The organism is Actinocrispum wychmicini, assembly GCF_004345645.1.
In the GTDB taxonomy this organism is placed as follows: Bacteria; Actinomycetota; Actinomycetes; order Mycobacteriales; family Pseudonocardiaceae; genus Kibdelosporangium; species Kibdelosporangium wychmicini.
Genome location: NZ_SLWS01000004.1, coordinates 822,501 through 844,080 on the forward strand (window position 1 = coordinate 822,501; position 21,580 = coordinate 844,080).

At 68.2% G+C, this 21,580-nt stretch carries 20 protein-coding genes and 1 pseudogene; 7 read left to right on the forward strand and 14 right to left on the reverse strand.

The annotated features are described in order from the left end of the window. The first annotated feature begins 84 nt into the window (after nt 1-84). Nucleotides 85-354, forward strand: a complete 270-nt coding sequence (locus EV192_RS21725; protein ID WP_132118092.1) for a type II toxin-antitoxin system Phd/YefM family antitoxin — start codon at nt 85-87, stop codon at nt 352-354. Next, nucleotides 344-802, forward strand: a complete 459-nt coding sequence (locus EV192_RS21730) for a type II toxin-antitoxin system VapC family toxin (protein ID WP_132118094.1) — start codon at nt 344-346, stop codon at nt 800-802. Before EV192_RS21725 ends, EV192_RS21730 begins: the two co-directional genes overlap by 11 nt. Here EV192_RS21730 and EV192_RS21735 read toward each other — a convergent pair. The 3 genes from EV192_RS21735 to EV192_RS21745 all read right to left on the reverse strand — a co-directional run bounded on the left by EV192_RS21735 (nt 774) and on the right by EV192_RS21745 (nt 3,861). Further along, on the reverse strand, nt 774-1,376 hold the full coding sequence (locus EV192_RS21735) for a TetR/AcrR family transcriptional regulator (RefSeq protein WP_132118096.1): 603 nt from the start codon (nt 1,374-1,376) through the stop codon (nt 774-776). The two genes, EV192_RS21730 and EV192_RS21735, sit on opposite strands and share 29 nt — an antisense overlap. A 68-nt stretch (nt 1,377-1,444) precedes the next feature. Continuing rightward, nucleotides 1,445-3,064, reverse strand: a complete 1,620-nt coding sequence (locus EV192_RS21740) for an amidohydrolase (protein ID WP_132118098.1) — start codon at nt 3,062-3,064, stop codon at nt 1,445-1,447. A 2-nt stretch (nt 3,065-3,066) separates the two neighbouring features. Next, entirely contained in the window at nt 3,067-3,861 is a 795-nt protein-coding gene (locus tag EV192_RS21745; protein ID WP_132118100.1) for a molybdenum cofactor biosynthesis F family protein, read from the reverse strand. 156 nt (nt 3,862-4,017) lie between these two features. Between EV192_RS21745 and EV192_RS21750 the strand changes: the two genes are divergently transcribed. Together EV192_RS21750 and EV192_RS21755 are read left to right on the forward strand one after the other, a co-directional pair. Continuing rightward, complete coding sequence (locus EV192_RS21750; protein ID WP_132118102.1) at nt 4,018-4,779, forward strand: SDR family NAD(P)-dependent oxidoreductase; 762 nt, start codon at nt 4,018-4,020, stop codon at nt 4,777-4,779. Between the two features lie 13 nt (nt 4,780-4,792). Then, on the forward strand, nt 4,793-5,593 hold the full coding sequence (locus tag EV192_RS21755) for an SDR family NAD(P)-dependent oxidoreductase (RefSeq protein WP_132118104.1): 801 nt from the start codon (nt 4,793-4,795) through the stop codon (nt 5,591-5,593). Nucleotides 5,594-5,609: 16 nt separating this feature from the next. On the opposite strand, the gene EV192_RS21760 is transcribed toward EV192_RS21755, so the two are convergent. From EV192_RS21760 to EV192_RS53965, 11 genes and pseudogenes are all read right to left on the reverse strand, one after another. Then, on the reverse strand, nt 5,610-6,305 hold the full coding sequence (locus tag EV192_RS21760) for an ABC transporter ATP-binding protein (RefSeq protein ID WP_132118106.1): 696 nt from the start codon (nt 6,303-6,305) through the stop codon (nt 5,610-5,612). Next, the gene (locus EV192_RS21765; protein WP_132118108.1) at nt 6,302-8,008 is read right to left on the reverse strand and encodes a branched-chain amino acid ABC transporter ATP-binding protein/permease; all 1,707 of its coding nucleotides are present in this window, start codon (nt 8,006-8,008) and stop codon (nt 6,302-6,304) included. Before EV192_RS21765 ends, EV192_RS21760 begins: the two co-directional genes overlap by 4 nt. Continuing rightward, on the reverse strand, nt 7,995-8,855 hold the full coding sequence (locus tag EV192_RS21770) for a branched-chain amino acid ABC transporter permease (RefSeq protein ID WP_132118110.1): 861 nt from the start codon (nt 8,853-8,855) through the stop codon (nt 7,995-7,997). Before EV192_RS21770 ends, EV192_RS21765 begins: the two co-directional genes overlap by 14 nt. Before the next feature lie 10 nt (nt 8,856-8,865). Continuing rightward, nucleotides 8,866-10,044: an ABC transporter substrate-binding protein gene (locus EV192_RS21775; RefSeq protein ID WP_132118113.1), complete on the reverse strand. Its 1,179-nt coding sequence runs from the start codon at nt 10,042-10,044 to the stop codon at nt 8,866-8,868. A 103-nt stretch (nt 10,045-10,147) separates the two neighbouring features. After that, complete coding sequence (locus tag EV192_RS21780; RefSeq protein WP_132118115.1) at nt 10,148-10,534, reverse strand: nuclear transport factor 2 family protein; 387 nt, start codon at nt 10,532-10,534, stop codon at nt 10,148-10,150. A 14-nt stretch (nt 10,535-10,548) separates the two neighbouring features. Further along, the gene (locus tag EV192_RS21785; protein WP_132118117.1) at nt 10,549-11,310 is read right to left on the reverse strand and encodes a MoaF C-terminal domain-containing protein; all 762 of its coding nucleotides are present in this window, start codon (nt 11,308-11,310) and stop codon (nt 10,549-10,551) included. Between the two features lie 39 nt (nt 11,311-11,349). Next, nucleotides 11,350-12,332 (reverse strand): annotated as a pseudogene (locus EV192_RS21790) (AraC-like ligand-binding domain-containing protein). A gap of 79 nt (nt 12,333-12,411) precedes the next feature. Then, on the reverse strand, nt 12,412-13,182 hold the full coding sequence (locus EV192_RS21795) for a DUF6585 family protein (RefSeq protein ID WP_132118121.1): 771 nt from the start codon (nt 13,180-13,182) through the stop codon (nt 12,412-12,414). Nucleotides 13,183-13,360: 178 nt separating this feature from the next. Continuing rightward, on the reverse strand, nt 13,361-13,837 hold the full coding sequence (locus EV192_RS21800; protein ID WP_132118123.1) for a (2Fe-2S)-binding protein: 477 nt from the start codon (nt 13,835-13,837) through the stop codon (nt 13,361-13,363). A gap of 174 nt (nt 13,838-14,011) precedes the next feature. Beyond that, nucleotides 14,012-16,321 (reverse strand): molybdopterin cofactor-binding domain-containing protein, encoded by a 2,310-nt coding sequence (locus EV192_RS21805; protein ID WP_132118125.1) that lies wholly within the window; start codon nt 16,319-16,321, stop codon nt 14,012-14,014. A gap of 105 nt (nt 16,322-16,426) precedes the next feature. Then, entirely contained in the window at nt 16,427-16,600 is a 174-nt protein-coding gene (locus EV192_RS53965) for a hypothetical protein (protein WP_165960534.1), read from the reverse strand. 313 nt (nt 16,601-16,913) lie between these two features. On the opposite strand from EV192_RS53965, the gene EV192_RS21810 reads away from it, so the two are divergent. The 3 genes from EV192_RS21810 (at nt 16,914) to EV192_RS21820 (ending at nt 21,580) form a co-directional block, all read left to right on the forward strand. Further along, nucleotides 16,914-17,888: a cation diffusion facilitator family transporter gene (locus EV192_RS21810; RefSeq protein ID WP_243726980.1), complete on the forward strand. Its 975-nt coding sequence runs from the start codon at nt 16,914-16,916 to the stop codon at nt 17,886-17,888. A 59-nt stretch (nt 17,889-17,947) separates the two neighbouring features. Further along, nucleotides 17,948-19,951 carry a glycosyltransferase gene (locus EV192_RS21815; RefSeq protein WP_132118129.1) on the forward strand — a complete coding sequence of 668 codons (2,004 nt, stop codon included), beginning with the start codon at nt 17,948-17,950 and terminating at the stop codon, nt 19,949-19,951. Nucleotides 19,952-20,026: 75 nt separating this feature from the next. Further along, nucleotides 20,027-21,580, forward strand: a complete 1,554-nt coding sequence (locus EV192_RS21820; protein WP_132118131.1) for a right-handed parallel beta-helix repeat-containing protein — start codon at nt 20,027-20,029, stop codon at nt 21,578-21,580.

Sequence of the window (21,580 nt, forward strand, 5' to 3'; positions counted from 1 at the left end):
GGTCGAGGTGGACCTGACCCGGTACGCGGACCTGATGTGGCACTAAGTAGCACGGCGTGCCACCGCTCGGCTATAGTCGTGGGTGTGACCGCGCAGCCCGAGATCACCCAACGCGACCTCCGGAACAGGTCAAAAGAGATCATGGATGCCGTCGAGCACGGCCAGTCGTTCACTGTCACCCGTGATGGTCATCAGATCGGTGAACTGATTCCGTTGCGTCGCCGTCGGCGCTTCGTCTCGCGGGCGGAGTTCGCGGCCATGTCCCACAACGCGGCGCCGGTCGACATCGACGCGTTCCGTGCCGACCAGGAAGCGGCCGTCGACCAGGAGGCCGGCGACCCCTATGAGCGCTGACGCCAGCCAGCATGGTCTGCTCGACACCACCATCCTGATTCTGCGCCGATGGATCGATCCCGCCGAACTGCCGAACGAGATGGCCATCAGCGCGATCACACTTGCCGAGCTCTCCGCAGGGCTGCATGAGGTGCGCCGGAATGACGAGCAGGACGCGTATGACGAGTACGCGGAACGTGCACGGCGGTTGGATGTTCTTCAACGTGCCGAGAACGAGTTCGATCCTGTCCCGTTCGACGCCGAGGCGGCCAGAATCTATGGGCGTGTGTCGGCCGCTGTCATCGCCGCCGGGCGCAAACCACGACGCAGGATGACCGATCTCATGATCGCCGCCACGGCGGTTGCCGAGGATCTCCCGCTGTTCACCACCAACCCGGACGACTTCAAGGGGCTGCACGACTTGTTGACCGTCGTGCGGGTCACCCGCCCGAGGGTGCCGCACGAGTAAGGCGTTCGAAGAAGGACTCCAGGTGTCGCAGCTGTAGGTCTACTGTGGAGAACTCGCCGCTGACCAGACTCATCACGTTGGCACCGGCGTTGAGCAGCACGACCTCGTCGACCAGTTGCTCGTCCGGTGTCGTCGTGGCTATGTCGCCGTCCTCGCGGCCTTCGGTGATGTACCGGTGCAACAGTCCTCGCCATGAGCGCACGTGTTCCAGGTACTTGTCGTGCAGCTTCTGGTTGGACAGTGACATCTGCCAGAACGTGAGCAGGACCCGGCCGGCGGTGATGCGTTCGGCGTCGATCGGCATGGTGGACACGCACAGTTCGCGCAGGGCGGCGAGGCCGCGGAGCCCGTCCAGCTGCACGTACTCGCGCATCATGTCCAGGGCGCGGATGTAGGTTGCCTCGATGATGTCCGCTTTGCTGGGGAAGTAGTGTTTCAGGGCGCCGTTGGCGAAGCCGGCCGCGGCCGCTATCTCCCGCATGGTGGCGGCTTCGAGTCCGCCCTGGATGATCAGGTCCCAGGTGACGTCCACGATGTCACTGCGACGCTGGTCGTGGTCGATGATCTTCGGCATCGCGTCACCTCCCGCACTGGTTTGTCTACCAGTGTAGGAGAACGCGTCCGTCGATGGTGTACCGGGTACTAGGTCCGATCGAACACCTTTCGGCCGGCGAACCAGGTCTGGGTGACGGTGGTGGCGGCCAGGTCGTGGGTGTGGAAGGGGTCTTGGTCGAGCACGATGAAGTCGGCCGACTTTCCTGGGGTCAGTGAGCCGGTGACGTCGTCAAGGCCGCAGGCGCGGGCGCTGCCGAGGGTGAACACCTCGATCGCCTCGGGCAGGGTGATTGCCTGCTCCGGCCACAACGCGCCGGGGAACGTGCCTGTCGGGTCCTGGCGGGTGACCAGGCCGGCGATGCCTTCCCAGGCGTTCGGGGACTCGCTGACCGGCCAGTCCGAGCCGCCCGCGACGATCGCGCCGCTGTCCAGCAGCGCGCGGTTCGGCTGCATCCGCTCGGCTCGTTCGGCCGGCAGGACGCCGGCGATCGCGGACGGGATCACGCCGGGTACCCACAGGAACGGTGAGATGTCCGCGGCCACGCCCAGGTCGGCGAACCGTGGCAGGTCGTCCGGGTGCACGAACTGGCCGTGCGCGACCTGGAAGATCACGTCCTTGTGGCCCTCGGCGCGGACTTTCTCGACGGCGTCGAGCACCGCGCGGACCGACGCGTCGCCGGTGCAGTGGATCTTCGCGGACAGGCCGGCTTTCGCGGCGGCGAGCAGCCAGCCCGCCAGTTCGGGGCCGTTCATGGTGGTCTCGCCGCGGAAACCGGGGCCGTGGATGTCGTCCGGCAGGTACGGCTCCAGGAACGCCGCGGTCCGGGTGGGCGGCACGCCGTCCAGGAAGATCTTCACGAAGTCCGGCCGGTGGTGCTCGGTGCGGTAGTGCTCGGCCAGGGCGAGCAGCGGGTGCCCGATCGGGTCGAAGCCGAAGAGCGGGTCGTTGACCAGCATCGACGACACCACCCACGCGTCCAGTTCGCCCGCCGCGTCCAGCAGCTTGAGCGCGCCCATGATGTCGATGGACACCCCGGCGTCCTGGAACGCGGTGACGCCATATGAATGCAGGATGCCGATGGCGTGCCGGGACGCTTCGACGTGCTGGTCGGAGCTGAACACCCCGGCTTGCTGGACGGCTCGTTCCACCTGTAGGCCGGCGGCCTCCAACAGGAGTCCGGTGGGGGTGCCGTCCACCGGGTCACGGACGATCACCCCGTTCGGCGGGTCCGGGGTCGCCGCGGTGATCCCGGCGATCGCCAACGCCCGGCTGTTCACCCAACGGCAGTGCCTGCTGTCGTCGGCGAGGACGACTGGACGTCCACCGGACGCCTCGTCGAGCGCGTGCCGCGCGGCCGCGGGCGACAGCGTTCCGACCAAAGTGGACGCCCACGCGCCGCCGACCACCCATTCATCGGGGCCGAGGTCACGCGCGTGCGAACGGACGGCGTCCAGGATCTGTGCGAACGAGGCGTCCCCGCCGAAGTTGAGTTCGAACAGCGCGGCCCGGCCGGCGAAACTGTGGTGGTTGTGCACGTCGACGAACCCGGGCATGACGAACGCGCCGCCGAGATCGACCACCTCGGTGTCCGGACCGCGCTCGGGGGCCGACACCTTGCCGTCCTTGACGGCGAGCGACGACTCCCACGGCTGCCCGGTGTCCACTGTGTACACCTTGGCGTTGGTGAGGATCAGGTCGGCGGTCACGGTCAGTCCTCGGCCGGGTCGAAGGGAGCGGGGTGCACGGTCGTGCTCAGCAGGCGCCCGTACGCGCCGAAAGTGAAGTGCGTGGGGGTCTGACCGGTGGCGTCGAGACCGAACAGCACGCCGTGCGAGCGCAACGCACGGGCGTTGCGGTGGTCGGCGACGGTCACCGACGCGCACGAAATCACCTTCTCCCGCCACGTGAACACGTAGATGCCGGGACGCAGCTGGTAGACCGAGTTCTCGTCGGTGTCGGCCAGGCCCTTCTCCGGTCCGGACAGGCATTGCCAGGTGTACCAGTGCGGGCTGAGGTAAACGTGCTCATACGCGTGGGCGCTGCTGTACACCCACATGGCCCGTCTGCCGATGAGTGCCGTGCTGGCGGCCGGCGCGTCCCCACGGACGTCGAAGCCGTCCAGGGTGGCGGGCAGGAACGTCTGCTTGACGCGCGGCGGCACACCCGTGTCGCCGATCGTGGTGATCACGACGAGCGCCCGGCCCTGCCGCAGGTCCAGGAACAGCGAGTACGCCTGCTCCGGACGCGTCTGCGGATGGAACTGGACGTAGTAGAGGTCGTCGTCGACGAGGAACGTCTCGCAGTCGTCGGTGCCGCCGTTCCAGTCGATCCTGTTGCCGGCGAACGCCGCCGAGAACGCCAGGCCGTCCGGGTAGGTCAGCGCGAAGGAGCGGCCGTGTAGGTCCCCGACGGTCGCGGCCTTGTTCGCGTCGAATCCCGGCGCCAGGCCGTCCAACGGCAGCCAGGTCGACGTATCGGACATATTAAGGGCGGTGTCGGGCATGGGTCTCGTTCCTCGTAGTCATGACAGTGCTGGTCCGGGCAGTCTCCGCCAGGCCACGCCCGCCCGGAACGGCCCGATGGCGGTCGTGCGGCACAGGACAAGAAGGATGCGCTCGCGGCCAAACCCCGCAGTATGGCGGGGCCTGAGGATGACCACATGCGACTTGATCTGGCGGGCAAGGCCGTGCTCGTGACCGGCGCCGCGTCCGGCATCGGGTCGGCGTGCGCGCGGGCGTTCCTCGCTGAAGGCGCCCGCGTCGGGCTGATCGACCGGAGCCCGATCCCGCCGCTGGTCGGCGACTTCACCGACGAGCCGGTCCGGCAGTTCGGCGGGCTGGACGGCGAGGTCGTGGCGGTCCAGGCCGATGTCACTGACGAACAAGCGCTTGCTTCTGCGGTCGACACCGTGGCCCAGCGGTTCGGCCGGCTGGACGTCGTGGTCGGCTGCGCCGGGATCTCCGGGCCGGTCGGCACACCCGTGGCCGAAACCACCGCCGAGGACTTCGCGACCGTGCTCGCGGTCAACGTGACCGGGCAGTTCCTGCTGGTCAAGCACTGTTTGCCGTGGCTGGCGCCGGGTGCGTCGGTGGTGTTCCTGGCCAGCGACTCCGCGTTCGTGTGCGCGCCGGGCATGGCGCCCTATTGTGCGTCCAAGGGCGCCCTGGTGACGTTGACCAAGGCGTTGGCGGTCGAGCTGGACGGAGTCCGGGTGAACTGCGTGTGCCCGTCGGTGGTGGACACGCCGATGTCCCGCGGTGACCTCGGCGACGCGCTGGACGACCCGGAGTTTCCCGTGCAGGCGACCGACGACGTCGCCCAGCACGTGCTGTATCTGGCGTCCGCGCGGTCGCGGACGGTCAACGGCCAGGCTGTGCTCGCCGACTTCGGCGTGTCGGCACGGTCGGGTTTTCCCGCTTAGGAAAGGTTTGAGGGTGAACACATCGAGCAGGGTCGTCGCCGTCACAGGCGGCGGCACGGGCATCGGCGCGGCGGTGGCCCGCAGGTACGCGGGCGAAGGCGCCCAGGTCGTGGTTCTCGGGCGACGGCGCGAACCGTTGGCGGAGGTCGCCGAGGAGACCGGCGCGCACGTCATCGCCTGCGACGCGAGCCTGCGGGAGGACGCGGACAAGGCGATCGCGGAGATCGTCGACCGGTTCGGCCGGCTGGACGTCATTGTGGCGAACGCGGGCGGCCACGGGCTCTCCTCGGTGACCGACACGAGCGACGACGAGTGGGAGATCGCGATGCGCTCGAACCTGTCGAGCGCGTTCGTGTTCTGCCGGGCGGCGCTGCCCGCGCTGGTGGAGACCGGTGGCCAGGTGGTGATCGTGTCGTCGCTGGCCGGGCTGTTCGCCGGGCCGAACGTGGCCGGGTACACCGTCGCCAAGCACGCGTTGATCGGCCTCACCCGGTCGATCGCCCGCGACTACGGGCCGAAAGGCGTCCGTGCGAACGCGGTGTGTCCGGGCTGGGTCCGGACCCCGATGGCGGACGGCGAGATGGACCAGTTCGCCGCGGCGGCCGGGTTCAGCGGCGGCCACGACGAGGCGTACCGCCGGGTGACCGCCGAGGTCCCGCTGCGGCGGCCGGCCGAACCGGACGAGATCGCCGCGATCGTGCGGTTCCTGGGCTCGGCGGAGTCCTCGTACATCACAGGTGCGGTCCTGGTCGCCGACGGCGGCGCGCACGCGGTCGACCTGCCCACTCTCGCCTTCGAACGCGCCGGCATGTGACGGGACCTGGGCGAGGCTACGCCTCGCCCAGGTAGGCCGAGTGCAGTGTGTCGGGGAAGTCCAGCAGGGTCCGGGCGCTGCCGGTGTACGTGACCCGGCCGGAGGACACCACCATCGCGTCCTGCGCGACCCCCAGCGCGAGGTGGGTGAACTGCTCGACGAGCAGGATCGCCGCGCCTTCCTCGGCGAACCGGGTGATCACCGGCAGCAGCCGGGTGAACACCACCGGCGCGAGGCCCAGTGACATCTCATCGATGAGCAGGAACGCCGGCCGTGCGGCGAACGCACGGGCCAGCACGACCATCTGCTGCTCACCGCCGGACAGCAGGGCGGCCGCGGAGTCGCGGCGCTTGTCCAGCTCCGGGAACAGTTCCAGCACCTCGTCGACCCTCGTGCGGGTACGTGCGGTGAGCCGCAGGTTCTCCAGCACGGTGAGTCCGCCGAACACGGCACGGCCCTGCTCGATGTGCGCCAGCCCGAGCCGGGACCGCGCCACCCGGGAGTGCTTCGTGATCTCGGTCTGTCCGATGTGGACGCTGCCGTGCGCGGCCGGGATCACCCCGGACATCGCCTCAAGCAGACTCGTCTTCCCGGCTCCGTTCGGCCCGACGAGCGCGGTGATCCGGCCGGGCGCCAGCTCGACGCTGACGTCCCGGATCACCGCACCGGCCCCGCGCGACACCGTCAGCCCGGACACCCGCAACGCGGTCACAGCAGCTCCTTCTCGCCCATGTACGCCTTGAGCACCGCGGGATTGGCCAGGACTTCGGCCTGCGGACCGCTCGCCAGCACCCGGCCGAAGTCGAGCACGGTGATCGTGTCGCAGACCGACCGGACCAGGTCGAGGTCGTGCTCGATGAGCAGCACGGACACCCCGAACCGGGCCGGCACCCGGCGCAGCCGTTCGCCGAACGCGACGTGCTCCTCGTGCGGCAGGCCCGCGGCCGGCTCGTCGAGCAGCAGGATCCGGGGCCGCGCCAGCAGGTGCCCGACGACTTCGACCAGCCTGCGCGCGCCGACGTCCACCCAGGACAGTGGGGTCCGGGCCGGCGGGCAGCCGAAGAACTCCAGCGCCTCCGCGATCTCCTGCGACGTCAGACGCCGCCGTGCCACGAACCGGACGTACGCGTCCACAGTCAGTCTGGGTGGGACGCGGTCCTGCTGGAACGTCCGGCGCATACCCACGCGGGCGCGGCGAGTGGGGGAGCCGGTCAGCGGGCGGCCGTCCAACTCCACCTCGCCCTGCGCCTGCGGCAGGAACCCGCTGATCGCGTCGACCAGGGTGGACTTGCCGGCGCCGTTCGGCCCGATCACGCCGAGCACGCTGTGTTCCCGGAGCGATATGTCCACTGAGGCCAGTGCGTCCACGTGTCCGAAGCGGACACTCAGTCCGCGCACCACCAGGACCGGCTCGCCGAGCGGCGGAGCGATGTACTCGGATCCGTTGGTGCCGCGTTCCAAGTGAACGGCCTCCCGCGCGCGGGCCCGGCGATGCCACAGATCCCGCAGGGCCGTGCCGAGGTTCCCGCCGCTGGCGAGCGCCTGTACGCCGAGGAAACCGAAGATCACGAAACCCCAGTCCTGTGGCACACCCCAGCGTTTGAGCAGCTCGGGAACGGCCACCCAGAGCACCGCGCCGAACACCGCCATGTCGATCAGGTGCACGCCGGACATGATCGCCAGGACGTACAACGCCAGCGACTGGATGGACGTGAAGCTGGCCGGGAACGCCAGGCCGACCTGCCCGGTGAGCAGCCCGCCGCTGATCCCGCCGAGCGCCGCGCTCACCGCGAACGCGGTCAGCTTCGACGTCCGGACGCTGGCGCCGGCCGCGGCCGTACCGCGTTCCGAGAACGCCACAGCCAGCCAACCGCTGCCCCAGCGGCCTCGGCGCAGGAAATGCAGGGCCAGGCAGCACACCACCAGCACGACCACGCCCAACAGGAAGTACGAGCGGTCGTCGGAGAAGCTGTCCGGCCGGGCGACCGGGATCCCCTCGGTCGTGCCAGGGAACTGAAGCTGCACAAGGGTGAGGTCGGCCGCGGCGGCGAGGCCGAGGGTGACCACCGCGAGGTTGATTCCGCGCAGCCGCAACGCCGGCAGCCCGACGATCACACCCACCAGTCCGGCGGCGATCCCGCCGAGCAGCAGCCACACGATGAACCCGCCAGGCGCGTCCATGGTGTTCAGCCAGGACACCACCCAGGCGCCGACCGCGCCGAACGTCAACTGGCACAACGAGATCATCCCGGCGCTGCCGGTGACCACGCCGAGCCCGAGCAGCGCGATCGCGGCCACCACCGCGCTCATGCCCAGGTAGACGAAGTAGCCCTCGAGCCCGACGCTCAGTACGTAACCCACGCCGACCGCCGCCGCGGCGACGATCAACGGGATTCCCAGTCTAGCGGGCCGCATCCCACACCTCCTTGCGCTGCGACCACAGCAGCACACCCGCGATGACGACGAACGGCAGGAAGTACCGCAGCACCGACAGGTCGTCGGACTGGGCGAGCGCCCCCTGCAGCATGCCGAGTGCCAACCCGCCCACGACGGCCAGGTCCAGCCGGCGGAAACCGCCCAGCAGCGCCGCCGCGGCCGACGGGACCACCAGCATCGCCAGTGATGTCGCGTCGTTGGACTGCGACGGCGCGACGAACGACACCACCAGCGTGCTGATCAGCCCGGTCGCCGTCCACACCGCGACACTGAGCGGTCTCGCCGGGATTCCCAGCAGTTCCGCGGTGGTCGGCCGTTCCGACAGGGCCCGGAGTTGCACCCCGGCCGGTGTCCTGGTCAGGATCGCCCGGCAGCCGAGCGCGACCACCACCGCCATGCCGACCGTGACCAGGGTGACCTGGCTGATCACCACCCCGCCGACGGAGAACGCGGGGCCGCCGAGGATCGGCTGGAACGGCTGGGGTTTGTTGCCGAACAGGATGAACGACAACGAGATGAGCAGCAGGAGCACTGCCACGGTCACCGCCGACCGGGTCCCGGTGTCCGCCTCGGCCAGCCAGGTGGAGATCACCCAGCCGAGCGCCGCGCTGAGCGCGCCGCCGAGCAGGATGCCGCCCACCGTGGCCAGCCACACCGGCAGTCCTTGGTGGACAGCCAGGTACACGGCGACGTACGAACCGAACATCCCGGTGGCGGACTGGGCGAAGTTGACCACCCGGACCAGCCGGGACATCAACGTCAGGCACACCGCCAGCACCGCGTACAGCCCGCCCGCGGCGAGACCCGCCAGCGCTCCCTGCAGCATCGAGACTCCTCTACTTCTTCGGGATCCGCAGCCAGTCCTTGGCCGCCAGCTCCCACTTGCCGGCGCCGGAGCTGAGCTTCACCGGCCAGCCCGCGGTGTTGTCGTGGTGCGTCTGGCCCGTGCCGAACAGATACGGGGTGCCCACCATCGGGTCGCTGATCGGCTTCATCTCCTGCAGCGCCTTGGTGACCGACTCGCGGGTGATATCGCCCTTGATGCCCTTGACCACCTCGAGGAAGTACTTCGCGGCGAGGTAGCCACCCTGGCTGAACGACGTCAACGGGATGCCGTTCTTCGACATCAGGTCACGCCATTCCTTGGTCTGCGAGCTGCTCGCGTCCGTGAACGGGTAGAACTCCGCGGGGACGTAGATCCCGGCGCCCGCGTTCGTGACCGCCTTGGCGTAGTTGTCGCTGTACACACTGGTCAGCAGCAGCCACGTGACGTCGGTCCAGCCCTGCGCCTGCGCGGCCTTCAGCTGGCCGATCGAGTCGGGCTCGACCGGGTTGACCGTGATCGCCTTGCAGCCCGCGGCCCGCGCCTTGACGATGTACGACGTGTAGTCCGAGCCGCCGTACGGGACGGTGCTGTCAACGTACTTGAGCTTCTTGCCGGTCTGCTGCGACCACTCGTCGATGGCTGCCTGGTACGACGGCAAGGTGTTGCCCGCGATCTCCAGCAACGCGCAGATGTCGTCGAGTTTCAGCACCTCGGAGCCGTACAGCAGGGTCAGCGTCATGTCGTGGTACGGCCCGACGTTCGCCGGCGAGATGTTGGGGCTGGAGAAACACGCCGGGTCGACGCCGATGCCCTGGATCGACAGGATCTTCTGCTGCTCGTAGTACTTCGCGTTGATCTGGCACTCCAGCAGGCTGGACGAGCCGACCAACGCGACGGCCTTGTCACCGCCGACGATCTCGCGCGCCGCGGCGGCCGCTGCCGCCGGGTCGCCCTTGTCGTCGATGGCCTTGTACTGGATCTGTCGGCCGTTGACGCCGCCGCTGGCGTTGGCGGCGTCGAACACGGCCTTGGCGGCCTGGGACGCCTCAGGGAATGTGGCGGCGCCACTGAGCGCGTTGACGGACCCGACCACGATCGGGCCGCTCGTCCCGGCCTCGGTGCTGGCGCAACCACTGGCCGCCAGCACGGCCGTGGTGGCGATCGCCAGTCTTCGGAAAGTCTTTCTCATGGCGGTTCCCGTCTGTGGCTTGTCGAGGTGGATGGACCCTACGAGCGGCCACGGCGGCGTGCCTTGTCTCTGCGGGCACGGGTGTTGTCCCGCCCGGCACGCACTAGACCATTGCCTCCACAACGGGCACTGAGTCGACGATCTGCTCGAAGCTTGTGAGGGAACCGTTACTGAACTTCCACACATGCGCGACCCGTGCGGTGAAAGATCGGCCGGTTTCCCTGTGTTCGCCGGTGTACGTGCCGAGCCCCACCACGGTGTCGCCCGCGTCGAGCAGTTCGGCGAGGGTGAAGGTGTAGCCCTTCCAGTCCCGGCCGATCGCCGCGAAGACGTTCTCCTGGACCGCTTCCGGGCCGACATACGTTCCGGCGTAAGGGAATCCGTTCGCCTCGGTCCAGGTCGTGTCGGGGCCGAGCGGCGCCAGCATGCCGGCCAGGTCACCGCGGTCGCTCGCCGCGTAGTGTGCGGCGATGACGTCTACATTGGACACTTGAGGGTTCTCCTTCAGACAGGTTGGGCGTCGGGGTAGCTGACCGTGCCGAGTGGGTAGATGTGCCCGCCGGCGCGGGAGTGTTCGGACCGGCCGTCGCCGGTCAGGCCGAGGAACACGCCTGTGGTCCGCAGCGCGTAGCCGAGGTCGTGCAGCCAGACGCTGGCCACGGCGATCCGGAACTCGCGGAAGCAGAACAGGTAGAGCCCGTCGGCGAACTTCCAGACCGTGGACAGGTCCATGTCCCCGTGGCCGCGTTGCACGCCTTCGAGGCACTGCCAGGCGTAGCGTTGCGAGGAGATGTAGACGTGCTCGTAGAGGTGATCCGGGCTGTAGCGGTAGATGTTGCGCTTGCCGATCAGGTCACGCGACGGGCCAGGCACCTCGCCGGACGGCGGTCCGCCGTTGGTCGTCCCGGTCCAGAACGTCTGCGAGACGCGGGGGACACCGGCGACGTCCTCGGCGCCGATGACCGACCGCACGGCGACAGCGCGATGTGTCGTCGTGGAGAAGATGATCGTCAGCGCTTCGCCTTCGACACTGGTGAGCGGCAGGTTCACGAAGAAGACGTCCGCGCGCACCGCGACCGCGTCATACGGGTCCTTCACTCCGTCGCGGACCACGTGGGCGGCGTCCTCGAAGCACAGGTCCAGAGTTGTCCCGTCGTCCAGGGTGATCGACAGCTCACGACCGGTGAGGTCCGCGTTCGGCAGGCGGTACGTGGCGATCCCGGCGGCGAACTCGTCGTAGGTGCGCCATTCCTCGTCGGATGTCATGGCCTCATCGTCGGCGCGGCACCCGGCCGTGGCCAGCGATCACGCACTGGAGGGCAAGTACCCGACGCTTACGGTCAACCGGTGGCGCGCAGCTCGCTGGGGGAGCAGCCGAACGCGGTCTTGAACACGCGGCTGAAGTGGGCGGCGTCGACGAAACCCCACTTCGCGGCGATGGCCGCGACCGGCCGTGCCGCGTGCACCGGGTCGAGCAGGTCGCGCCGGCAGTGTTCGAGCCGGCGGGTGCGGATCCAGCCGGACACCGTGGTCCCCTGCTCCTGGAACAGGCCGTGCAGGTGCCGGGTGGAGATGTAGTGCTCGGTGGCGATCTGGGCCGGGCCGAGGTCGGGCGACGACAGGTTCCCGTCCACGTACGCGCGGATCCGGCGCATCAGCTCGTAGTGCGGGTCGGCGGTGGCGCGGGCCATGTCCAGCTCGGCGGCGAACATCGTGGTCAGCAGGTCCACCGCGCTGTGCGCGAGCCGTACCCCGGCCGGCCCGGCGAGCTGGTCCAGGTTCGAACCGAGCTGAACGAGGAACGGGACGACGATGTTGCCGACACCTTCCTTGCCGGACATGCGGACCGCGGTCATCTGCCCGACCAGGTCCGCCGGCAGGTCCAGCAGCCGTTGCGGGAACATCACCACGAGCGTCCGAAAGTCCTCTTCGAACACCAGGGAGTACGGCCGGTCGGTGTCGTACAACGCGACGTCACCGGGGTGCAGGACGGCCTGCCGCCCGTCCTGGACGAGCATCCCGGTGCCGGCGAGGATCAGGCTGAGCTTGTAGTAGCGGCGGTCGCCCCGCGCGATCAGCTCCGGGGTCCGCTCCACCACGTGCGCGGAGGCGGCGATCTCGGACAGCTGCACGTCGTCGGCACCGCCGGACCTGATCCGGGCTCGGAAGTGGTCACTGTGCGTACTGGAGACGTGCAGCGGCACGAACGACTGGGACACCGCCGTGCGGAAGTCGGTGAAGTCCCGGGCGACCAGCAGCGTGGTCGACGGGGACAAGGCCACGGTCACGAATCACCTCACAGCGCTGAGAGGCCCTGATTTCGTATACGATAAGCGATACGATGTGGTGAGGCAACCGCCGGGGCTGTCAACGCTCGTTCTTGGATGTCGCGCTCAGTTGTTGACTCAATGCCCAGAAAACCGGGAAATTGGGGACGAGTTGAACCTGGCGGGTCCACCAGTTCCTGCCGTCGACCTGGATGATGACCGTGCCGTTTTTGGCCGTCAGCCCGGTGACGCGCGACCACGGGACGGAGTCGGTCGCGTGGGCGATGCCGCCGACGCCGATGGCCAACTCGTCGAACCTGACCTCCTTGCCGGCGTTGACGGTGGCCGCGGCGGCGGTGAGCATCCGTTCGCTGACCTGGTCCATCAGCACCGTGGCCATGGAGAACTCGGACTGCTTCCGGCCCTGGTCGAGGGACCGGCCGCTCACCACGATCTTTCCGCCGTCGCCGGTCGCGATCGTGTAGACGTGGCTGGTTCCGGTGTACGCCCCGTTGTAGAAATGGCGAGTGACGGCCTGGTGGATCGAGGTGATGGCGTCCCACCGGAATGCGAAGGCGCCGTCCGGACTGGGACAGGCGAAACCGTGCTCGAACTCGTAGACCACCTCATACGGCCGCGGCCCCTGCTGGCTTCGCTGGCGATTCCGCGACACGGCTACGCCGATGACAACGGCGAGCGGTATGACCAACAAGAGTCCCACGGCCACTCTGCCGTTGACGAACGCGCCGATTGCGAACAGCGTGGGGACGACACCGAGGAGTGCCCCCAGGCAGCCCAGTAGCCGCCCCTGGGCCGCGTCGCGTTTGCTGTCCTTCCAGAGCGCGTTGTGGTTGGCGAGATGTGTCCGCACGAACCCACCGAGCCGGAAGTCTGCCGCCTTTTCGGTGACGGCGGGCGAAGGCGGTGATAACTGATCGGCTCGCCACTGTGGCATCTGCTACCGCCCTGTTTCATGGTCATCGCCCGGTTGCGTGCGGACACCGTAGCGATGCTGACAGGGCAGGACAATGTCACCGTGACACACAAGGTCACATCCGCGCCTCGCCTTTCTTGATCGCGGTCCGGATTCGGGAATACGTGCCGCACCGGCAGATGTTGCGCAGGGCGTCCAGGTCCGCGTCGGTGATCGAGCGGCCCTCCGCGCGGACCTTGCGGACCAGGGCAACCGCGGCCATGATCTGGCCCGGCTGGCAGTAGCCGCACTGGGCCACGTCCTCCTCCAGCCACGCCTCCTGCATCGGGTGCAGGTCGCGGCCGACGGTCGCCGGCAGGCCCTCGATCGTGGTGATCTCGTCGGTCGACCTGATCTTCGACACCGGCACCGAGCAGGGGTTGAACGCCTTGCCGTTGATGTGCGAGGTGCACGACTTGCAGACGTTCAGGCCGCAGCCGTACTTCGGGCCGGTCACGCCGAGGATGTCACGCAGCACCCACAGCAGCCGCACGTCGTCGGCGACGTCCACGGTGACCTGGCGGCCGTTGAGCTTGAAAGTGTGTTGTGGCAAGGGGAACTCCTAGGTCGTGTTTCAGGTGTCCCGGTCGATGAGAGCCGGGATCGGGGCGGTTCCTGGCGTCGCCGCCGGTACGCCGCGAATACTGGTTGTCTTTGGGTGTGCCGGCGGTGGCGTCAGGGACCGCATCCGGCCCGGCTATCGCGATCGGGACATCTGAAACACGGCCTAGAACGCGCTGTCGAGGCCGTCGGTCGGCGACTGCGGGGTGGACGGCTCCAGGGGGTACGGCTCGAAGCTCAACGTGCCGTGGTTGATCGGGAACCTGGTCGGCATGGTGCCGGTGGCACGTGCGTACGCGCACGCCACGGCCGCGAACGAAGGCGCGACACCCAGTTCGCCCATACCGCTGGGCGTGCCCGTGGTCGCGGGCATCACGACGACTCGCACATCCGGTGGCGTGTTCCACTGGCGGGTGTAGAAGTAGTTGTCCCAGCTGCCTTCCAGCGGGATGCCGTCCTTGATGTGCAGGCTGGACGTCAGCGCCATGGCGATGCCGTCGTTGAGGCCGCCGATCATCTGGGCGTCGATGCCGCGCGGGTTGAGCGGCAGGCCGGCGTCCACCACGACTGTCGCCTTGGTGACGCGCGGTCCGGTCACCCCGTCGCGGATCGGCCGGTTCACCGTCTCCGGCCGGCAGTCGATCTCGACGAGCACGGCACACGCGGCGCGGTACTCGGCGTGCACCGCGATCCCCTGTGCCATGCCTTTCGGCATCGCCCTGCCCCACTGTCCGACTTGGACAGCCTTGTCCAGCACCGCGCGCAGGCGTTCGTCCTTCAGGAACTCGCGGCGGAACGCCACCGGGTCCTTGCCCATCTTCTGCGCCAGCTTGTCGACCACCAGTTCCAGTGCGGTCACCACGTTGGGCGAGTAGATGTTGCGCATGCTGCCGGTGTTGAACTTCTCCGGGATCTCGTTCAACAACTGGGTGACCACCCCGAAGTTGTACGGCACCGACTGGGACAGCAGGAAGATCGACTCGGCGAAGGTCAGGTTGCCGGCGATCGGCAGCCGCGCCGCGGTCGCCGTGATCATCTGGCCGAGGCCGTGGCTGAAGCTGGTCTCCGAACTGGTGTGCCGCTGCTCGAACGTGAGCACGTTGCCCAGCAGGTACGTGGCCCGCACCCGGGACGTGCACATCGGATGGACGCGCCCCTGTCGGAAGTCGTCCGTGCGACTCCAGGACAGCTTGACCGGCTTGCCCATCTTCTGGGAGATCTCCGCGGCCTCGGCGGCGACGTCGTGGAACAGGTGCCGGCCGAAGGAGCCACCGCCGGGCACCACGTGCACCACGACCTTGTTCTGCGGCAGGCCGAGCTGGCGGGCGATGTCCTCCTGCGCGACGATCGGCACCTTCAGCGTCGACCAGATCTCCGCGCGGTCGGACCGGACGTCGGCGATGGCGTTGTCCGGTTCGAGCGGGGAGTTGGAGGCGAACGCGAACGTGAACTCGGCGTCGACCGACAGCGCGCCGAGCGGCGGCACGACCATCGGCAGCTGCGCCTTCTTCAGTTTCGACAGCACGGTCGCGTCCGACTCGGCGGCCACCGGACCGGGATTCCAGTCGACGTCAAGCGCCCGCAGCGCGTCGACGCACTGGCCGAACGTGTCGCCGCGGACGGCGACGCCGTAGGTGACCACCGCGACGTCCGTGATGCCGGGCATGGCTTTGACCGCGGCCATGTTCCGGACTGTCCTGACTGTGCCGTTGATCGTCGGCGGCCGGCGCACCATGCACGGCTTCGCGTTCGGCACGTGCATGTCCATCGCGAACTGCTTGCGACCGGTGACGATGTCCAGCGCGTCGATCCGGTTATGTGGCGTGCCAAGGACTTTGAAGTCCGCCGACGATTTCAGTGCGGTCGTCACCTGTGTTGTCCGGTTGACGGCCGCGGCTTTCGTGAGGGAGCCGTACGTCGCGCGTTTGCCGTTCTTGTGCGACAGGACGCCGTTCTTCGTGGTCACCTCGCTCGCCGGGACGCCCCAGTGCGCGGCAGCGGTGTTCACCAGGCGTTCGCGGGCGATGGCGGACGCGGTCCGGACCGGTGTGTAGATGCTGCGCACCGAGTTGGAGCCGCCGGTGAGCTGGTTCATCAGCAGTTCCGGCCGGGCGTCGGCGAGCGTGACGTGGACCCGGTCGACCGGCAGGTCCAGTTCCTCGGCGATCATCATCGCGACCGCGGTGGTGATGCCCTGGCCGACTTCGCAGCGGTGCAGGGCGAACGACGCGGTGCCGTCCTCGTTGACCTGCACGCTGACCAGCCCCGAAGTGGGCAACGCGGCCAGGTTCTGCAGGTCGCCGAGATCGAAGAGCTGCTCCGGCTGCGGCAGCGACGGGACGGCGGCCTCGGCGCCGTCCCCGCCGAGCCACGTCACACCCACCGCGAGGGTGGGTGCGGCGATCAGATATCCGAGAAAGCGGCGGCGAGTCGGATTTTCCGACTCATGTGCGGAAGAACGACGTTGTTCTGCCATGGGTGTCCTCGCAGGGGCAACACGGTGAGTGGTGGATCAGTGGCTGTGCGAAGCAATCCGCGCATTCTGCCACGGCCCAGCCGCCATGAGAAGCAACACCCATACCTACTTTTGGGCTACGCCGAACTTGTCTTCAGTCCAGCGGGCGCGGAGGGACCGGTTGCCGTTCTTGTCCACAGAGACCTCCCAGCGCATCCGCAGTTGTGCGCGGCGGTTGGGCGGGTTGCCGAGAACGGTCCGCTCGGTCCGAATGATGGTCGTGTTGATGGTCGCAGTCATGGGAAACACTCCTCTCGGCCGTCAAAGGCCGATCGGGGCACCGCGAAACCACTGGAACGAGAGTCAGCGAGTGGGCGCGGATGCCGGAACGTGAGGGGGATACAGGGGCCTACTTCGCCCCGGACTGCTGTCGCGCACGTCCCTCACCTCCTTGTCCGTATCCGTCTCTCGGCTGCTCCGAACAGTGAACCCAGGCTCACCGTCAACTGTCAAGTACTTGTGCAAGTGTTCAAGCGTACACCCGCTGAAGGTTGAACATATCGCAATGTATGCATACATTGGTGGTACGCATCCGACAGGAGAGGGGACCAGGGTGGGCACTGGACACGGCCACGGGCATGGCCAGGCGACCAGCGAATCCGACCAGCGATGGCTGGCCGGCGCGCTGGCGGTCATCGTGGTGTTCATGCTCGGCGAGGTCGTCGTCGGCCTGCTCGCGGGGTCCTTGGCGTTGCTGTCGGACGCCGCCCACATGCTCACCGACGCCGCCGCGATCGCCCTGGCCCTGTGGGCCATCCGCCTGGCCGCGCGGCCGGCCAAGGGCCGGATGACCTACGGCTGGAAACGCGTCGAGATCCTCTCCGCGCTGGCCAACGGGCTGACCCTGCTGCTGCTCGCGGCCTGGCTCACCTATGAGGCGATCCACCGCCTGATCAACCCGCCCGAGGTGACCGGCGGCCTGGTGCTCGTGGTCGCTCTGATCGGGATCGTGGTGAACCTGGCCGCCACCATGATGATCAACCGAGCGAACCGGTCCAGCCTGAACGTCGAAGGCGCGTTCCAGCACATTCTGAACGACCTGTTCGCGTTCATCGCCACCGCCGTCGCCGGCCTGGTGATGCTGCTGACCGGCTTCGCCCGCGCGGACGCCATCGCCACCCTGGTAGTCGTCGCGCTGATGGTCAAAGCCGGCTACGGCCTGGTCCGCGAGTCCAGCCGGATCTTCCTCGAAGCCGCCCCCGCTGGTCTTGACCCGGACGCGATCGGCGCGGCCCTGGCGGCCCGCCCGCACGTGGCCGAAGTCCACGACCTGCACATCTGGGAGATCACCTCAGGCCAGCCCGCGCTGTCCGCGCACGTGTTGGTCGACCCGGGCGAGGACTGCCACGCGGTCCGCGGCGACCTGGCCCGGCTGCTGGCGGACGAGCACCACATCGAACACGTGACCCTGCAAGTGGATCACTGTGCCCCGACGGTGCTCGGCATCACCGACGGAGTCGACCACTGCAAGGACCCGCACGGCAAAGAACACCGCGCCAGCGCTGGGAGCGTCACCTCGCCGTCCTGACGGCCGGGCGGCCTAAGCTTTGAGGGCCGCCGATCGACCGGACCCGAGGACATCGCTGGATGAAGCATCCCGAAGTGGCCGCACTCATGGCCAAGCTGTACTTCGACGAGACGACCGCGAAGGCAGTGCTCATCCGGGCCGGCTATCCCGTGCACCTGCTGCCTCTGTTCTTGGACGCGAGCTCGTTCTGGACATCGGGCATCCAACAGATGGAGCTGGGACTCGGCGCACCCGACACGCTTCCCCAGTTGATCGCCCTCACGGCCGCCACGTTCCAGGGCAACCCCGAGATCCAGGCCATGCATGCCAAGTGGTCCGGGACCACCCCACCGAGGAGGCCGTACACAGAGGGACCGTGGCACACGCTCACGCTGGTTGGTGCCGACCTGCCGAACGAGTTCCTGAGGGTCGTCCGCGAGCAGGTCGCCTCGGACGCCCCCGAGTTGCTGTACACCGCCAACCGGCAGTGCTCGGTCTCGGTCCCGGATCCGGGTCGGTACGCCGCCCGTCTCCGGCAGCGGATCCATGAGGCCATCCAGGCCTACGCACCCGGCGTCTCGCTCCAGGTGACCTACGAGAACCACCGGTTCCGGCCGTACCTCTACAGCGAGCTGACCGTGTACGGCCCGGACACCACGCCGTATCTGCTGCAGTCGGTGCCGTCGGTCATGACTCCCGCGGACATCGCCGACGCGATCGTGGGGCAGTATCCCCATGATTTGGTCAGCACGGTCGTGGACGCCGAGACCGACGACGGCCGGGAACGACTCGACCCCGGCAAGACCCTGCACGAGAACAAGATCAAGGACAGCGGGAAGCTGTGGGTCTCGGCCAGGGCGTCCGCTGGGGGACTGTCACCCGACGATGGCTCCGCGCCGATCCGAATCCTGGTCCTCGCCACGGAGTGGTTCTCCGCGCACGGCGGCCTCAGCACGGTCAACCGGCGGCTTTGCCAGGCGCTTGCCGTCGCCGGCGCCGAGGTGTACTGCGTTGTGCTCAGTGCCTCCGAAGAGGAGCAGGCTGACGCCACTGCGAGTGGGGTACGGCTGATCAAAGCCAAGCGGCTCTTCGGTTCCAGCGAACAGGAGGCGTTGAGTCGTCGGCCGAGACTGCCGGACGGCGTTGTGCCCCATCTGATCATCGGGCACGGCCGGATCACCGGTCGCGCGGCGGCCGTGGTCGCGGACGATCACTTCGATGGCGTTCCACGGCTACACATCCTCCACATGGCGCCGGACGAGGTGGAGTGGTTGAAGTTGGACCGGAAGAACGACGCCGGTCTGTCCGCCGAGGAGCGGATGAAGGAGGAACGCGCGCTGCTGCGCCCGCCCGCGATCGCCGCCGGGATCGGGCCACGGCTCCGCGATCTTGTGCAGGCCGAGTTGTCTCCCTTCCCCAACGCGCCCGAGCCCGTGCACATCGACCCGGGGTTCGACACCGACCGGACCACTCCGCGCACGCCGCCGCGTGGGCGGCCGGTCCGGGTGCTGCTGCTCGGTCGGATGGAGGACCGGCTGGTCAAGGGTGTCGATGTGGCCGCGCGGGCGTTGGCCAACGCGGTCGACCTGTTGGGGTTCGACGCGTCCAGAGTGGAGCTGGTGCTGCGCGGTGTGCCGAAGGACGAGTTCACCGAGGTTCGTGCGGCGGTGCACGCGTGGTCCGGGAAACGGTCGCTCCGGGTGACTCCTCGTTCGTACACTGTGGACAGCGAGGAACTCGAACATGACCTGCTGCGGGCGACTCTGGTGCTCATGCCGTCCCGGGCCGAGGGTTTCGGGTTGGTCGGGATGGAGGCGATCGTCGCGGCGACGCCGGTGCTGGTGAGTGACGCGAGTGGACTCGCGGACCTGGTGCGTGAGGTCGTGCCGGACGAGGTCCACCGCCTGGTCGTGCCGGTCACGGACGACGAGGAGAAGGACGCCCAGCGGTGGGGTGCGGCGATCGCCGCGGTACTGCGGGATCCGGAGGGCGCGTTCGCGGTGGCCGAGCGGGTCCGGACCGCGATGGGCAAGGAACGTACCTGGTTGATGGCCGCTCACGCGGTGCTCCGGATGATCGGTTAAGACTTTTCGCCTGTTGTGCGGCGACGCACGGCCGAGTAACTTGAGCGTGACAAGTAACCCCCCTTGGGAGGTGGCATGCGCGCGATGATGCGTGGCGTGGCCTGTGGTTTCATGCTGGTCGCGATGGCACTACCGGGAACCGCGGCCGCGGCGGGTCGGACGGTCTATGTGGACTGCACGTCGCCGACCAACGGTTCGGGGACCCAGAGTTCGCCGATCAACAGCATGCCGAACGCGAACGCGGTGCCGCTGGCGGCGGGTGACCAGATGCTGTTCCGGCGGGGCACCACCTGCAAGGGGCAGTTGTGGGCACACGTCCCGGGCTCCGCTGGGAATCCGATCGTGTACGGCGCCTACGGTTCCGGCGCGCTGCCGCACATCGAGGCCAACGGCAACCTGGCCGCGGTATGGGTGAACAACGCCGGGTACGTCACCGTCCAGGACCTCGAACTCTCCGCGATGGGGGACGGCAAGACCGCGAGACGCGGGGTGTGGGTGCAGGCGACCGACGCGGGCGACCTGGCCGGGATCACGTTGCAGCGGTTGAACATCCACGATGTCCGCGGACAGATGCCATCGACGACGGGAGCTGGGAACGGGTCCGGGAAGTACGGTGGCGCGTCCGGCGGGATCGTCGCCGAGGCGCTCGGCACGTCGACACCCACGTCCTTCACCGGGCTCACCGTTCAGGACAACACCATCTCCGCGGTGGACCGGCAGGGCATCTACACCTGGTCGAACTGGTGCCAGCGGCCCGACCTCGTGCAGTTCTGGTCTGACCTCTGCACAAAGTCCTGGCATCCAATCACGAACACAGTCATCCGCCGCAACACGTTGTCGGACATCGGCGGGGACGGCATCGCGCCGATGACGAGCACCGGCGGCCTGGTCGAGCACAACTCGTTGATCGGCTTCAACATCCGGTCCGGTTCGCCGAACGCGGGAATGTGGACGGCGAACAGCGACGACATGTTGTTCCAGTACAACGACACCACTGGTGGACACTCCACACAGGACGGAATGGCGTACGACGTCGATCATTCCACCAACCGCGTCACGTTCCAGTACAACCGGTCCTGGAACAACGACGGCGGGTTCTTCCTGTTGTGCCCGTACGGCGCCACGGTTCCCGGGCACTCGAAGGACTTCGTGATCCGCTACAACCTGTCGGTGAACGACCACGCGAGAACCATCCAGGTGTGCAGTGGCGGCGTGGACAACGGGCGGCTCTACAACAACACGATCTACGTGCCGGACCAGGTCGGCTCCGCGCACCAACTGATCACCGAGAGCGCGACCAACGACCGCGCGGTGCAGCTCGCGATGACGAACAACATCTGGACTCGTTCGTCGAGCGGCCAAGCGGTGTGGACGTTCAACGACTCAGCGATCACGTTCAACCACGACCTGTTCTTCAACGTTCCCGTGCCATCGCCGGCGACCGGTTCGCTGACGGCCAATCCCGCGTTGACCAACCCCGGCCCGTCGAACACCGCCGCGGGCGACTACCGGCCGCTGACCGGATCGCCGGTGGTCAACGCCGGGGTGACCGTGTCCGGAGCGCCGGCGACCGACTTCTTCGGCACCGCCGTGGGCTCCCCGCCGAGCGTCGGCTTCGCGCAGTCCTGA